Annotated in this window: 17 protein-coding genes; 4 read left to right on the plus strand and 13 right to left on the minus strand. The window is 68.5% G+C overall.

Features of this window, described 5'->3' with window-relative positions:
* Positions 1–82 precede the first annotated feature (82 nt).
* The 5 genes from JOD27_RS32420 to JOD27_RS32440 are packed head-to-tail and all read right to left on the minus strand — an operon-like array spanning position 83 to position 4,453.
* Positions 83–706, minus strand: a complete 624-nt coding sequence (locus JOD27_RS32420) for a response regulator (protein WP_204766105.1) — start codon at positions 704–706, stop codon at positions 83–85.
* Positions 703–1,857, minus strand: coding sequence for a sensor histidine kinase (locus JOD27_RS32425; RefSeq protein WP_204766106.1), 1,155 nt, complete (start codon positions 1,855–1,857; stop codon positions 703–705). The genes JOD27_RS32420 and JOD27_RS32425 overlap by 4 nt, the downstream gene beginning before the upstream one ends.
* A 9-nt stretch (positions 1,858–1,866) precedes the next feature.
* Positions 1,867–2,592 carry an ABC transporter permease gene (locus tag JOD27_RS32430; RefSeq protein ID WP_204766107.1) on the minus strand — a complete coding sequence of 242 codons (726 nt, stop codon included), beginning with the start codon at positions 2,590–2,592 and terminating at the stop codon, positions 1,867–1,869.
* Positions 2,576–3,469 carry an ABC transporter ATP-binding protein gene (locus JOD27_RS32435; RefSeq protein ID WP_204766108.1) on the minus strand — a complete coding sequence of 298 codons (894 nt, stop codon included), beginning with the start codon at positions 3,467–3,469 and terminating at the stop codon, positions 2,576–2,578. The genes JOD27_RS32430 and JOD27_RS32435 overlap by 17 nt, the downstream gene beginning before the upstream one ends.
* A 57-nt stretch (positions 3,470–3,526) precedes the next feature.
* Complete coding sequence (locus tag JOD27_RS32440; protein ID WP_204766109.1) at positions 3,527–4,453, minus strand: LysR family transcriptional regulator; 927 nt, start codon at positions 4,451–4,453, stop codon at positions 3,527–3,529.
* A 70-nt stretch (positions 4,454–4,523) separates the two neighbouring features.
* On the opposite strand from JOD27_RS32440, the gene JOD27_RS32445 reads away from it, so the two are divergent.
* Positions 4,524–5,342, plus strand: coding sequence for an SDR family NAD(P)-dependent oxidoreductase (locus JOD27_RS32445; protein ID WP_204766110.1), 819 nt, complete (start codon positions 4,524–4,526; stop codon positions 5,340–5,342).
* On the opposite strand, the gene JOD27_RS32450 is transcribed toward JOD27_RS32445, so the two are convergent.
* Positions 5,335–5,925 carry a TetR/AcrR family transcriptional regulator gene (locus JOD27_RS32450; RefSeq protein ID WP_204766111.1) on the minus strand — a complete coding sequence of 197 codons (591 nt, stop codon included), beginning with the start codon at positions 5,923–5,925 and terminating at the stop codon, positions 5,335–5,337. The genes JOD27_RS32445 and JOD27_RS32450 overlap by 8 nt on opposite strands.
* A gap of 79 nt (positions 5,926–6,004) precedes the next feature.
* On the opposite strand from JOD27_RS32450, the gene JOD27_RS32455 reads away from it, so the two are divergent.
* Positions 6,005–6,331, plus strand: a complete 327-nt coding sequence (locus tag JOD27_RS32455; RefSeq protein ID WP_204766112.1) for an antibiotic biosynthesis monooxygenase family protein — start codon at positions 6,005–6,007, stop codon at positions 6,329–6,331.
* A gap of 41 nt (positions 6,332–6,372) precedes the next feature.
* Complete coding sequence (locus JOD27_RS32460) at positions 6,373–6,597, plus strand: hypothetical protein (RefSeq protein WP_204766113.1); 225 nt, start codon at positions 6,373–6,375, stop codon at positions 6,595–6,597.
* Positions 6,598–6,669: 72 nt separating this feature from the next.
* Here JOD27_RS32460 and JOD27_RS32465 read toward each other — a convergent pair whose 3' ends face one another.
* Entirely contained in the window at positions 6,670–7,269 is a 600-nt protein-coding gene (locus tag JOD27_RS32465) for a DUF305 domain-containing protein (protein ID WP_204766114.1), read from the minus strand.
* Between the two features lie 172 nt (positions 7,270–7,441).
* Here JOD27_RS32465 and JOD27_RS32470 point away from each other — a divergent pair, with 172 nt between their 5' ends.
* A complete protein-coding gene (locus JOD27_RS32470; RefSeq protein ID WP_372441766.1) occupies positions 7,442–8,845 on the plus strand; it encodes an LVIVD repeat-containing protein in 1,404 nt (467 codons plus the stop codon).
* 13 nt (positions 8,846–8,858) lie between these two features.
* Here the strand turns inward: JOD27_RS32470 and JOD27_RS32475 are convergent, their stop codons facing one another.
* The 6 genes from JOD27_RS32475 to JOD27_RS32500 all read right to left on the minus strand — a co-directional run bounded on the left by JOD27_RS32475 (position 8,859) and on the right by JOD27_RS32500 (position 14,314).
* Positions 8,859–10,019 carry an MFS transporter gene (locus JOD27_RS32475; protein ID WP_204766116.1) on the minus strand — a complete coding sequence of 387 codons (1,161 nt, stop codon included), beginning with the start codon at positions 10,017–10,019 and terminating at the stop codon, positions 8,859–8,861.
* Positions 10,020–10,021: 2 nt separating this feature from the next.
* Positions 10,022–10,417: a VOC family protein gene (locus tag JOD27_RS32480; protein WP_204766117.1), complete on the minus strand. Its 396-nt coding sequence runs from the start codon at positions 10,415–10,417 to the stop codon at positions 10,022–10,024.
* A 91-nt stretch (positions 10,418–10,508) separates the two neighbouring features.
* The gene (locus JOD27_RS32485; RefSeq protein WP_204766118.1) at positions 10,509–11,651 is read right to left on the minus strand and encodes a low temperature requirement protein A; all 1,143 of its coding nucleotides are present in this window, start codon (positions 11,649–11,651) and stop codon (positions 10,509–10,511) included.
* Positions 11,648–12,679: an ABC transporter ATP-binding protein gene (locus JOD27_RS32490; protein WP_204766119.1), complete on the minus strand. Its 1,032-nt coding sequence runs from the start codon at positions 12,677–12,679 to the stop codon at positions 11,648–11,650. The genes JOD27_RS32485 and JOD27_RS32490 overlap by 4 nt, the downstream gene beginning before the upstream one ends.
* Positions 12,680–12,683: 4 nt before the next feature.
* Positions 12,684–13,487 carry an ABC transporter permease gene (locus JOD27_RS32495; RefSeq protein ID WP_307830456.1) on the minus strand — a complete coding sequence of 268 codons (804 nt, stop codon included), beginning with the start codon at positions 13,485–13,487 and terminating at the stop codon, positions 12,684–12,686.
* A complete protein-coding gene (locus JOD27_RS32500; RefSeq protein ID WP_239569838.1) occupies positions 13,475–14,314 on the minus strand; it encodes an ABC transporter permease in 840 nt (279 codons plus the stop codon). Before JOD27_RS32500 ends, JOD27_RS32495 begins: the two co-directional genes overlap by 13 nt.
* Positions 14,315–14,374 lie beyond the last annotated feature (60 nt).

Below are 14,374 nucleotides of genomic sequence, written 5' to 3' on the forward strand. Positions count from 1 at the left end.
CGCAGGCGGCGGGGCCGACCGAAGTGGCCCCGCCGCGGGGGACCCGCCTCTCACCGGGCCTGATCACCACCAGGCCCGGCATTCATCGTTCCCGGCTGCGCAGCAGCCCGCGCTCGTACGCCACCGCCACTGCGGCCGCCCGGTCCGAGACGCCCAGCTTCGCGTAGACGTGCAGCAGGTGGGTTTTCACCGTGGCCTCACTGATGAACAACGCCGCCGCCACCGCGCGGTTGGTGGAACCCCTGGCGACCAGCGCCAGCACCTCCACCTCCCGCGCCGACAACGGCTCCAGCACGGGCTCCCGCACCTGACCCAGCAGTCGCGTCACCACCGCCGGCGACAACACGGCCTCTCCCGCGTGCGCGGCGCGGATGGCGCGCTGCAACTGGTCGCGCGGCGTGTCCTTCAACAGATAGCCGGTCGCGCCCGCCTTGATCGCGGGCAGCACGTCGCGATCGGTGTCGTAGGTCGTGAGCACCAGGACGCGGCACGGGTGGCCGCGCAGTCGTTCGATCGCGGACAGCCCGTCGGAGCCCGGCATGCGCAGGTCCATCAACACGACGTCGGGCGACAACGCCGTGACGACGGCGACCGCCTCGTCGCCGGACGCCGCTTCGCCCACGACCTCGAAGTCCGGCGCCGCGAGCATGCCGCGCAGGCCGTCGCGGACGACCGGGTGGTCGTCGACGATCACCAGCCGGATCACGCGGGCACCCGTGCCGAGATCGCCGTTCCCGCACCGGGCTCCGACTCCACGAAGAGCGCGCCGGACAAGCGATGCACCCGGTGGCGCATCGCGGGCAGGCCGAAGCCCGACGACGGGTGCGTCAGGTCGAAGCCCACTCCGTCGTCGCGCACGTCCAGCGTCACCACGTCCTCCATGTACGACAGGGTCAGGCCCACGCGGGACGCCGAGGCGTGCTTCGCCACGTTGGCAAGCGCTTCCTGGGCGGTGCGCAGCAACGCGACCTCCACCTCCGGGTGCATCACGCGCACGGCGCCGGTCAGCGTGACCGACACCGGCACGCCGTACACCGTGGACCACCCCGAGGCCACCTCGTCGAGCGCCTCGGGCAGGGCCGCGGAGTCGAGCGCGGGCGGGCGCAACGCGTGCACCGACCGGCGGGCCTCGGCCAGGTTCGAGCGCGCCAGGTCGGCGGCCACCGACACGCGGCGTTCCCAGTCGGAGGCCGACGCCGCCGACAGTTGCGTGATGATGCCTGTCAGGCCCTGGGCCAGCGTGTCGTGGATCTCGCCGGCCAGACGGTGGCGCTCGTCCTGCACGCCCGCCTCGTGCGCCTGCACGAGCAGCTGGGCGTGGAGGCCCTCGTTCTCCTCCAGCAGCTCCTTGCGCAGCCGGGCTTGTTCAGTTGTCACGTGGCCGACGAACGTGAAGGTGCACGCCACGACGACGAACACCATCAGCAGCAGCCAGAAGGCCGGTGATTCGCCCGCGGGTGGGTAGCCGCCGAACAGCGACAGCGTCGCCAGCGCGGCCGTCAGCGCCACCACGAAGAACATCCAGCGGCCGCGCAGGAGTTCGCTCGCGTAGATGTAGACCGCGTACGACACCGCGCCGAACCAGTGCTCGCGCATACCCAGCACCGCGTAGAAGACGACCATGCCACCGACGAACACGGCCATGAGCTCCACGCGGCCGCGCCACGCGGGGTGCAGCGTGAACCACCACGCCATCCACGCGTAGCCGAACGCCACAACGCCGTACGTGATCAGACGCTCCGAACCGGAGTGCGCCGTGAAGATCGAGTACATCACCGTCGTCACGGTCAGCACGAAGTACGGGATCACGTGTGCGATGAAAGCGAGTCTGCGCTCCCACCTGTCCAACGCGGCCATGTCCACGAGCTACTCCCAGCGGAACGCTTTGGCCGCGACGGTACCCGCCACGAGGCTCACCAGCCCCATGATCGCAAGATGCCTCCAATCCGGCGTGCTGCCGAGCCACGCCTGCTGCACCGCCTCCACACCGGGAGGCGAGTATGAGCCGATCTTCTGAACCACCGAGGGCAGCATGAACCGCGGCAGGTACACGCCGCCGAAGAACATCAGCAGCATGAACACCGCCGTCGCCCAGCCACCGGCCGCCCGCGCGGTCGGGGCCAGTGCGGCTATCACCAGACCCAGCGCGAACGTCCCAGCCCCTCCCAGCACCACGGCACACGCCAGGCCGAGTGGATGGTGAGGCAGATCGACGCCGAAAACGACGTATGCCACCACGATAGTGAGGAGCACCGACAAGATCGCCGCGCAGAAGTTGACCACCATCTGTCCCGCGAGCAGACGCGCCGGGTGCATGGGTGTCGTGGCCAGCCGGCGCAGCACACCCTTCTCCCGATACGTCGCCACGACCGTCGGCACCCGCTGCAACCCGATGAACGCCAAGGTGAACACCACCAACGACGACAGGTAGCTGTCGATGAACCGCAGCCCGCCGAACTCCGGCAAGGGCGTCCGCAAGCCCGGAACCGCCCCCAGCACCAGCAGCAACAGGCAGGGGAACACCACGGCGAACAACGAGTTCAGCCGATCACGAACGAACAGCCGCGCTTCCACCTCAATGATCCGCAACATCACGACCCCCGGTCAGCTCGACGTAGGCGTCGTCCAGCGAAACCTGGTCGACGCGCAACCCACGCGCCACGATCTGCTTGCGCGCCAGCAAAGAAGTCACCGCGTGCAGCAGGTTCTCCGCCCCGCTGACGACGATCTGCTCCCCCACCTGAGAGACCTCGGCGACCTCCGGCAGCGCCTGCAGCAGCGCGACGTCCAAGAAAGCGGAAGGCACGAACCGGACGCGACAGGAACCGTCCACACGCGACACCAGCCCGGACGGCGTGTCCAGCGCGGCGATGCGTCCGTCGCGGAACACCGCCACCCGGTCGCAGAGCCGCTCCGCCTCCTCCATGAAGTGCGTGACCAGCAGAATCGTCACGCCCGCCGACCGCACCTGCTCGACCACCGACCACGTGTCCCGCCGCGCCTGCGGATCCAGTCCCGTCGTCAGCTCGTCGAGGATCGCCACCCGCGGCGACCCGATCAACGCCAGCGCGATCGACAACCGCTGCTTCAACCCTCCGGACAGCCGTCCGAACTCCGCCCGCAGGTGCGGCGTGAGCCCGAGCCGCTCGGACCAGTCGGCGGGCGACGGGTAGAACGACGAGAACAGCGACAGCGCCTCCCCCACCCGCATCCGTTCCGGCAGCTCGGACGCCTGCAGCTGCACGCCGATCGCCGACCGCACCGACGCGGGAGGCCGCCCGAGCACGGACACACTGCCCTGGTCCGGTTTCCGCAGCCCTGCCACGCACTCGACGGTCGTCGTCTTGCCCGCCCCGTTCGGCCCCAGGATGCCGAAGATCTCCCCCTCGGCGACGTCGAACGACACCGAGTTCACCGCGACGCGAGGCCCGTACCTCTTGCCGAGGTCGCGCACTTCGATGATTGCCATGCGTCCAGCCTCGGAGAACGCGGGCCGAAGATCATCGATCGGGCAGCGGGACCCCCATCAACCGATCGGCTGATGCCACCCCTCCACCACCGCGGCGCGCAACGCCTCCGCCAGCCGCGCCACCGGCTCCGACATCGGCCCAGGCAGCCGCGCGAGCAGCACGCGACGCTGCTCGGAGGGCCCACCCCGCACGGGCAGCACCCGCACCCCGGCAGGCACCACCCCTTCGAGTGAGGCGGGAACCGTCGTGATCCCCAGCCCCGCGGCGACGAACTGCAGCTTCGCCAGCCAGTCACGGGCGGTGTGCGCGACCCGAGGCCGTTCGTCGAGCCCCGGCCACACGCCCATCACCAGTTGGTCACCGGTACCGGCGATCCACCGTTGCCCCCGCAGATCGACGATGTCAATGAAGTCGTTGCGCGCCAACGGGTGCGTGGCATGAAGCGCAACCCGCAAACTGCGTTCGACGAGAACCTCCGCCTCCAACGCGGGCGTCTCATCGTCAGGCGCACGAAACGGCGGCGACGAAGCGATCAACGCAACGTCCAACGTGCCCGCCCGCAGCGCACGTACCAACGCCGGCGTACTGCTCTCGCGCGTGACAACGGTGATAGACGGATGAGAGCGTCCCAACGACACCAACGCGCGAGGCACCAGCCACGCCCCGGCCGTGGCGAACCACCCGAGCCGAACCGTGCTCTCGTTCTCCGAAGGCAGCCCGGCCAACTCCCGCGCCGCGGCATCCACCTGATCGACCACGACGGCCGCGTGCCGCAACACGAGCCGCCCGGCCGCGGTGAGCCGCACCCCGTCGTGCCGCCGCTCCAGCAACACGGCCCCTGCCGCCCGTTCCAGCGCCGCGATCTGCCGCGACACGGCGGACTGCGTGTAGCCCAGCACCGTGGCCGCCGCTGTCAACGTCCCACGCTCGGCCACTTCTCGAAACACCCGCAGAGCGACCAGCGACGCGTCGGTGAAAGCCATGACACCAACGCATACCCCCTCTGATGTTCTTGCGCTACTCGCATGCCTCGGAGCGGCATAACGTCGAGGCATGACAGTCGCACTCATCACCGGCGCCACCCAGGGCCTCGGCCTCGCTCTGGCGGAAGGGCTTGCGCAGCACCTCGAGCCCACCGACACCGTCTACCTCACCGGTCGCGACGTGAACCGCGTCATGACCGCCGTCCAGTCCATGCCCGGCGGCGGCGCGCGAGTCCGCGGCGAACTGTTCGACGTCGCAGACCCCCATGCGGCGCAACGACTTGCCGACCAGATCAAGGAACGCCACGGCGGCATCGACATCGTCATCGGCAACGCCGTCATGCGCGTAGGCCCCGACGACGAGCCGCGCGAGATCATCGACCACTACACCCAGGTGAACAACTTCGGCACGACGAGACTGCTGCGAGCGTTCGCACCCCTGTTGCGGGACAACGGGAGGCTCCTCGTCGTCGCCAGCTCGCTCGGCACCCTCCACCACCTGGCGCCGGTCCTGCACGAGGGGTTCACCACACCGTCCACACTGGACGAGATCGACGAGCAGATCACCCGCTGGCGCGACGCCGTGAAAGACCGCCGTTTCGGCGCGTGGCCCGCGTTCGTCAACATCCCGTCGAAGGTCGGCCAGGTAGCCGCCGTGCGCGTGCTCGCACACCAACGCCGCGAGGAGGACGCACAGCGCGGCATCCTGATCGCCTCCGTGTGCCCAGGAATGATCAACACCCCCACGTCCGCCCTGTGGTGGGACGTCAGCACCGCCCCCACACCGGCACAGGCCGCGACCGCGGTGCTGGACCTCGCACTCGATCCGGTGAAACCCGAGCAGTACGGCGAGCTGATCCGCCACGGAGAGGTGATCCCGTTCAGCTGATGCGCTGATCCAGCCCGTGCACGACCTGGTCGAGCAACGTCTGGATGACCGCCTCGTTGTGCTCGTTGCGACCCGGCGTGATCATCCGCGACGTCGCCTCGACCATGGCGTGCACGAGCATCGCCCGCAGCTGCGCGTGCTGCACCCCTGCGGTCTTGAAGACGCCGACCAACGGCGCCAGCAACCGTTCGTGCTCGGCCCGGATCTGCTCGCGCGACGCGTCAGGCAACGTGTGCGCGGAGAGCGCGACCACGGCTCCGTGGCTGCCGTCCGTGATGATCGCCAGCTCGGTGCGCAGGTAGGCCTCGATCTTCTCGGGCACGGACGAGGCGCTGTCGACGGCGTCCTCGAGCTTGTCCGCCCACTCCGGCAGCGCGTCCGACACGATCGCGGCGACCAGTTCCTCACGCGACCGGAAGTACTCGTAGAGGCTCGGCCGGGACAGTCCCACCCGTCTGGCGAGCGACGCGAGCGTCAGCGCCTCCGCTCCCTCGGTCGCCACGATCTCCCGCCCGGCGTCCAGCAGGGCGCGCAACCGGTTGGCGCGGTGCTCGGCCACGGTGTCTGCGCTGATCCTCGGCACACCCGGATCGTATCGCGCTTGATTTCCCGACGGCGTGTTGGAATAGTTCCCGACAGAGCGTCGGAATCAAGGAGGGCCCATGTTCATCGCGACGAACCGCCTCTTCGTCCCCGCCGAGCGGGCAGAGGAGTTCGAGGCCCACTTCCGCAGCAACATGCGCACGTTCCTGCCCGGCGTTCCCGGCCTGCTGCGCAGCACGCTGCTCAAGCCGACCCGCGACGACCAGCCGTACGTGTCGGTCAACGAGTTCGAGTCGGAGGAGCACTTCCGCGCCTGGGTCGCCTCCGACTCGTTCCGCGAGGCGCACCAGCGCAACCGCGGCATCGCCAGGCACGTCACGGGTAACGCCGTCGAGACGTTCCAGCACGCCGAGGACATGGTGCTGCCCCAGCAGCGCACCGAGTAGGCGATGCTCCCCCGCATGGGGGACGACCGGTTCCTGCTCTCGTGGTCAAGGTCGGCGGGGAGCCGATCGCGCTGCCGTCGGACGGAGCCGCGACCCGCGGCTACCTCGCGCACGTCACCAGCTCGGACCTGCCGGACTTCCGTGCCCTGCGCGACCAGGGCAGGAACGCCGAGGCACTCACGTTGTGGCGTGGCAACGCGTTCGAAGACATCCACTGCACGGCTTCGACGCGAGCAGCAGGTGGTTCGCCGTCGAGATCGACGTGATGATCGCGTTGAGCGGGGGTGGCCGCCGGTACGGGTTTCGCCACGCCGATGTCGCGAAGGCGCGCAGCCGTCTCACAGAGTGGGCAGCAGGGCCTTCATCCGGTTGATCTCGTCGGCCTGCACGGCGATCACGTCGTCCGCCATCTCCTCGACCTGAACGTTGACCCCGGCACTCTTCACGTCGGTGGCCATCTTGATCGCGCCCTCGTGGTGTTTGATCATCAGATCGACGAACATGCGGTCGAAGTCCTTGCCGCGCGCGGCGCCCAGCGCGTTCAGCTGGTCCTGCGTCGCCATGCCGGGCATAGACCCGTGATCACCGTGCGTGCCGATGGCGTTGAAGGTGCGCTGCCACTGCTTCATGGCGCCGATCTCGGGTTCCTGGCTGTACCGGATGCGGTCTGCCAGGCCTTTCACCGTCGCGTTCTCCGCGCGGTCGGGCGCGAACCGGGTCATCGCGAGCGCCTGTTCGTGGTGAACGATCATCATCGCGACGTACTGGCGGTCAGCGTCGTTCGGCGGCGCCGGGACGGCCCTGGAGGCGTCGGAGGGCGACATCGTCGGCGCCGAGCCGCCGGGGGTGTCCGGCGCGATGATCGGTGCCGCCTTCGGTTGGGACGTGCAGCCTGCCAAAGCCACTACCAGCGCAATCACCGCGACCCCAGAACGCATGAAGCGCACAATACCCTTCGAAAGGTGCTGGCCCTTAGCAAGGCGAAAGGGTCATACTCCCCCTCACCAACCCGTAACTGAGGGGGTACAAGCTGTGACTGCACGCGCAACGGCCCAGCGACGCAGAGCGCCGCTGGCAATTCTGGGGGCGCTCGCGCTGACGCTGTCAACGTTGACGGCACCCGCGTTCGCCGAGCCCGACCTTCCCGCCGACGGCGCGGGTCTGACCGAGGCTCAGCTCGAAGCGCAGGCCGAAGGTGTCAGCGGCATTCCCGGCGAGAACGAGATCAGCCGTAGCCGCAACATGGTCCGGGTCGGCCACCTGGACAAGCAGGCTCCGCTCGACGCGACGCAGACCGACATCGCGTTCCAGGACAACTACGCGTTCGTCGGCAACTACAACGGCTTCACGATCTACGACATCCGCAACCCGAGGAAGCCGACCGTCAAGAGCCAGGTCCTCTGCCCCGGCTCGCAGAACGACGTCTCGGTGTACGGGAACCTGCTGTTCCTGTCGACCGACTCGTCCCGCAGCGACAACTCCTGCAACAGCGTGTCGCAGCCCGCCTCGATCAAGGAGTCGTGGGAGGGCATCAAGGTCTTCGACATCAGCGACAAGACCGCGCCGAAGTACGTCGCGGCCGTCGAGACCGACTGCGGTTCGCACACCCACACTCTGGTGCCGGCCAAGGACCGCAAGAGCGTCTACCTCTACGTCTCGTCCTACTCGCCGAACGCCACGTTCCCGGACTGCCAGCCGCCGCACGACAAGATCTCGATCGTCAAGGTGCCGCTGAAGGCTCCGGCCCAGGCGTCGCTGCTCAAGGCGCCGGTGCTGTTCCCGGACGGCGGCAACCCCGGCCGCTCCGGCACGATCGAGACCGGCTACACCTCCGCCACCAGCGGTTGCCACGACATCACCGTCTACCCGCAGCTCGACCTCGCGGCAGGCGCGTGCATGGGTGACGGCGTGCTGTGGGACATCTCCGACCGGGAGAACCTGGTGGAGATCAACCGGGTGCAGGACGACGCGCACTTCGCGTTCTGGCACTCGGCGACGTTCAACAACAGCGGCACCAAGGTCATCTTCACCGACGAGCTCGGTGGCGGTGGCGCCGCGACCTGCAACGAGAAGATCGGCCCGACGCGTGGTGCCAACGGCATCTACGACATCGTGGGCAAGGGCAAGGACCGCAAGCTGGTCTTCAAGTCCTACTACAAGATCCCGCGCATGCAGGCCGACACGGAGAACTGCGTCGCGCACAACGGTTCGCTGATCCCGGTGCCCGGCAAGGACATCATGGTCCAGTCCTGGTACCAGGGCGGCGTCTCGGTGTGGGACTTCACGAACTCGAGCAAGCCGCGTGAGATCGGCTTCTTCGAGTACGGCCCGATGTCCGGCGGCGCGGGCGGCGGTACGTGGTCGACGTACTGGTACAACGGCTACATCTACTCCTCCGAGATGGGCCGCGGCTTCGACGTCATCGACATGCGCGACCCGCGCACGTTCGTGGCGAAGTTCTTCCGCACGGACGAGCTGAACGTGCAGACCCAGGGCAACTTCTACCGCGGGTAGCCAGAAGCCTTGATCAGCGCGGCTGCCGGCGTTCGGCAGCCGCGCTGACTGCTGTCAGGACCAAAGTCACCGCCACACCACCGAAAGCCGCCCAGATCGGCGAGCCGACGTCCATCGCCCACGCGGCGACGACAGCGGTCAGGCCATATCCGGCGCCGGTCACCGCGTACATCATCGAGAACCCGGCCGCGTGCGCGCCGACCGGAAGCCGTTCGCGCAACGCCAGACTCCGCGTCACCAGCACGCCGGACTGGAACAACCCGGCTGCGAGCAACGCGCCCGCGATGCCCGGCAGGTTCGGGAACAACGCTACCGCGCCGACGCAGGTCGCGGTGATCACCAGGAGCACGAGTCCCTGGGTGCGCAACGATCCCGGCCACGGCCGCAGCCCGTACAACACCGCGCCCAGCGCACTGCACGCCGCGAACCCCGTGAGCAGCGGTCCGGTCCAGCCGATGCCGATCCCCCGATGTTCCAGCAACGCCGGCAGCACCAGTTCCGCGACCGCGAGCTGCGCCAGCGCGGCCGCGCTCACCAGGTAGATCGGCCACGCCGACGCCACCACGCGCACCTTCGCCGAGTTGACGCGAGTGGTCACGTGCCCGCGCGGCAGGATGAACACCAGCCAGGCCGCCACGACGATCAGGGACACCGACACCACGACGGGCGCCCGGCGGTCGACGCTCAACGCCAGCACCGTGACGAGCGCGGGCGCGACCGCCCACACCACCTGCGTGATCATGGCGTCGAAGCCCATCGCCTTGGGCACCAACGCGTCCGGAACCAGCCCGAGCAGCATCGCCCGCAGCCCGCCCGGTGTCGTCGACGGCCCGGCACCCGCGACGAACGCCGCGACCACCAGCACCGTCACGTCGGTCGTCAACGCCAGCGTCGTGAACGCCCCGGCGCCGACGACGAGCCCGGCGGCGAGCTGGCCGCGCATCCGGGACGGGTCGAGCAGGAGGCCGAGCAGTGCCGCGCCGAGGATCTCGCCCAGCACGTAGACGGCGGTCAACGACGCCGCGAGCACGTAGCCACCCGGCAGGTTCCTGGTCAGGAACACCATCATCAGCGGCGTCATGGACATGGGTAACTTCGCCGCCACGGTCACGACGGCGCAGGCCAGCACGTCCCGGTTGGCGAGATCGCGGTAGCCGGCTGCGGAGATCGTCATCTCTACTCGCCCAGCTCCTGGAACAGGGTCAGCTGCAGCCCGGCGGGGGCAGACAGCCTGGCGTTGAGCGAGTTCCACGGCGTGCGCGTGGGTTCCGCGATCACCTCGGCCCCCGCGGCTTCCAGCTTCCGTGTCGTCGCGGCGGAGTCGTCGACCTCGAACGCGACCCGGATGTGCCCGGCGACCCGCTTGCCCACCTCGACGTCGTCGATGAACTCGGCGTGCGGCGGGTCGGTGATCTCCAGCGTGGCCCGGCCCGCCTCCAGGATCGTGACCCTGCCGCCGTCGGAGGCGAATGCCGCCCGTTGTTCGAGGCCGAGCACGTCGCGGTAGAAGTGCAGGGCCTCTTCGTAGTCGGCGGCGGTGACGACGAGGCGAAGTTCACGAACACCGGTCATGCGCTGATCATCGCACCACCCGTGTGAGAAGGAGGAGAGCCCGGAAAAGTGCCCGCTGGGCCAGGATGGCGTCCGTGCCGAACGGACTTGATCAGGTGGACTGCGCCACGGCGACCTGAGCGGGTTCCCCGACCAGCCGGGTCAGCACCACGACCACCGCCGCGATCCCCGCCGTCACGTGGATCGGCGCCGGTCCGAACGTCGCGGCGAGCACGGCGACGGAGCCCAGCGGCAGCAGGTACTTGCGCAGCCCGGCCTGGCCAGGGCAGTCCTGCACGTACCAGACGCACAGGAAGAAGATCGCGAGCGGCACCGTCGTGAACGCGGCGACCGTCGTACCCGGTGCGTGCGAGAGGTGCAGGTCGTAGTCGACGCTCGACGCGAGACCCGCGCCCAGTGCCGCGATCGAGCCGAGGATGAGCAGGTGCGCGTACCCCCACAGGAACGCCTTCTTCTGGTTGTGCAGGTGGGTCGGCGCCTCGAAGTAGATCCACCACACCGAGAACACGATGATCAACGACGCCGCGGCGAGCGAGATCAGGTTGACGCCGCTGTCGAAGCCCTTCTGGAACGCCATCGTGGTCGACAGGATGGACTCGCCGAGCACGATCAGCGTGAAGAGCCCGTGCCGTTCCGCGATGTGGTGCGGGTGCCAGCTCGTGGCCTCGGCACGCTCAGCCCACACCGGCACGAGCAGCTCGCCGATCATGCCGAGGACCCACAGCGGCAGCTGCAGGCTCGGCGGCGCGAGGACGACCCACAGCACCCAGAGCACCTGCATCCCGGCTATACCGGCGGCGTAGCGGCGGGCACACGTCTTGTGCGCGGGGTTGTCCAGCGACGCCCGCAACCAGTGCGCGACCATGGCGAGCCGGATGACGACGTAGCCGCTCACCACGATCCGGTAGTCCTGGCGCTCGAACACCGCCGGAATGCCCGCCGCGATGACGAGCACTCCGGCGATCTGGAACATCGTGATGATCCGGTACAGCGTGTCGTCGTTGTCGAACGCGCTGGCGAACCAGGTGAAGTTGAGCCACGGCAACCACAACGCGAAGAACGCCATGCAGAAGGCCAGCAGACCGGCCCCGGCGTGGTTCTCGACGACGGCGTGGTGGAGCCCGGCGGCGGCCTGGGCGACCGCCACCACGAAGCTCAGGTCGAACAACAGCTCCAACGGCGTCGCGACCCGGTGGGCCTCCGCCGTGTCGCGCGCGAGGAGCTTTCTGATCATCCAGGCACCACCATGATCCGTGACTCGCTGAGGTCGAGCGCGACCCGCGTTCCCGGCTGGTAGGCGGCCGCGGCGTTGGACGGCTGATCCACGCGCAGCACCTGCTCGCCGACCTTGACCGAGATCCGCGTGACCGGCCCGAGGAACGACTGGGTCAGCACATCACCCACGATCCTGCCATTCGCGTCGCCCTCGTGCGCGGAAACGCCGATGTCCTCCGGACGCACGATGATCCGCACGTCGCTGCCGGACGGCTGGTCGTGCTCCGCCGGGACCGTGACACCGTTGATGACGACGGTCTGCCCCTCTGCCTTGCCCTCCACCGAGTTCGTGACGCCGACGAACTGCGCCACGAACGCCGTCTTCGGTTCCCGGTAGACGACCGACGGCGTGTCCAGCTGCTCCAACCGGCCGTGCGACATGACACCGACCCGGTCGGAGACGGCGAGCGCCTCCTCCTGGTCGTGCGTGACGAACAACGTCGTCATGCCGAGCTCCGTCTGGATGCGACGGATCTCGTCCCGCAGGTTCACGCGGACCTTGGCGTCCAATGCGGACAGCGGCTCATCCAGCAGCAGCACGCGCGGCTGGATCGCGAGAGCGCGCGCCAGCGCGACCCGTTGCTGCTGACCACCCGACATCTGGTGCGGGTAGCGGCCACCGAGGTGCGCGAGGCCGACCAGTTCGAGCAGTTCACCGGTCCGCTTGGTGTCGGCCTTGCGCATCTTGAGGCCGAACGCGACGTTCTGCGCCGCCGTCATGTTCGGGAAGAGGCTGTAGGCCTGGAAGACCATGCCCATGTCCCGCTTGTTGGCCGGCACCTTCGTGATGTCCTTGCCGCCCACCGTGACCGTGCCGGAGTCGGCGGTCTCGAAACCCGCCACGATCCGCAGCGCCGTCGTCTTGCCGCAGCCGGACGGGCCGAGCAGCGACACGAGTTCGCCTTCCGCCAGGTCGAGGTCGAGACCGTCCAGCGCGGTGTTGCCGCCGAAGGACTTGCGCAGTCCCTTGAGTTCCAGGTGGCCCATTGTCTCAGTTACTCCCCAGCGGAATTTCTTCTTCGGCAACGGTCTGACGGCGCCGCTGGCCGACATAAGAGAGTGCGAACAGGAGGACGAACGCGAAGAGCAGGCTGAGCAACGACACCGCGATGGACACACCCGCGTTGCGCTTGCCGAGCAGGTTGACCTGCACCTGCAGCGTGTCGAAGTTGAGCAGCGACGCGATGGTGAACTCGCCGAGCACCAGTGCCACGGACAGCAGCGACGCACCGATCAGCGCGACTCGGATGTTCGGCACGACGACCTTCCACAGCACCGTGAACCACGACGCGCCGAGGCTGCGCGCGGCTTCCGCGAGCGTCTTCAGGTCGATCGCGGCGAGACCGGCGTCGACCGCGCGGTAGGCGAACGGCAGCACCAGGATCGTGTACGCGAACGTGAGCGTCAGCGGCGAGTCGCCGAGGAAGTAGTTCACCCACGCGTAGAGCGGCGCCATGCCGACCACCAGCACGATCGCGGGAATCGCGAGCGGCAGCAGGCACAGGAACTCCACGAGCCGCTGCAACTGCGGGAGCCGCAGCCGGATCCACGCCATCGTCGGCACGAGCAGGACCAGCATGAGCACCGCACTCGTGACCGACAGCAGCAACGAGTTGGTAAGCGCTTCCATCAGCCCGTCGTCGTCGACGATCGCCGTCCACGACTCGAGGCTGCGGGTGTTGTTCTTGCCCCGTGTGGAGAACTCCGCCATCGCGATCAGCGGCAGGATGAAGTAGACGCCGAGGATCAGCAGGATGACCGTGCGCAGAACGCGCTGCTTCACTAGCGAACCCACTTGGCCACCCTCCGCTGCAGCAGCACGTTCACGCCCATCGCGATGCTGACGACGATCACCATGCCGAGGCCGAGCGCCTTGCCCAGGTTCTCCTGGCCGAGCACGACCTCGCCGGTGAGGAACCCGCGGATCTGCAGCGGCACGATCGGGCTACCCTGCGAGACCAGCGCGGCAGCCGTGGCGTAGGCGCTGAAAGCGTTGGCGAACAACAGGAGCAGCGCACCGAGGAACGGCGGCGTGAGGATCGGGCCGCCGACGTGCCGCCAGTACGTCCAGCTCGTGCCGCCCAGGCTCGCGTTGGCCTCACGCCACTGTGGACGCAGCCCGTCCAGCGCGGGCAGGAACACGATGACCATCAACGGGATCTGGAAGAACGTGTAGACCAGGGTCAGCCCGGGCAGTTCGAACAGCCACGCGCTGCCCGCGAACAGGTCGATGCCAACGTTGTCACGCAGGAACTTCGTGACGAGACCCTCGAAGCCGACCGTCGCGAGAAAGGCGAACGCCAGCGGCACACCACCGAACTGGGCGAGCACACCGGATCCGGCGACGACGACCCGGCGCAGCATCCCGTCCGGGTTGCCGACCGAGATCGCCCACGTGAGCAGCGCGCCGAAGATCGCGCCGATCAGCGCGGTGAGTGCGGACAGCTCGATGCTGCGCACGAACGAGTCGAAGTACACGCCCTTGAACAGGGTCGTGAGGTTGTCGAGCGTGAACGCGCCGTTGGAGTCCTGGAAGGCGCCGAGAAGAACGAGGACGGTGGGGTAGACGAGGAAGGTGCCGACGAACGCGAGGAACGGCACCGCGACGAGCCAAGCGGCCACAGATGGCCGACCGGCGGCCCCACCTTTCGGGATTGAATCCTTTGAGGTGGAACCGCCGGG

Source organism: Lentzea nigeriaca (genome assembly GCF_016907955.1).
Classification (GTDB): domain Bacteria; phylum Actinomycetota; class Actinomycetes; order Mycobacteriales; family Pseudonocardiaceae; genus Lentzea; species Lentzea nigeriaca.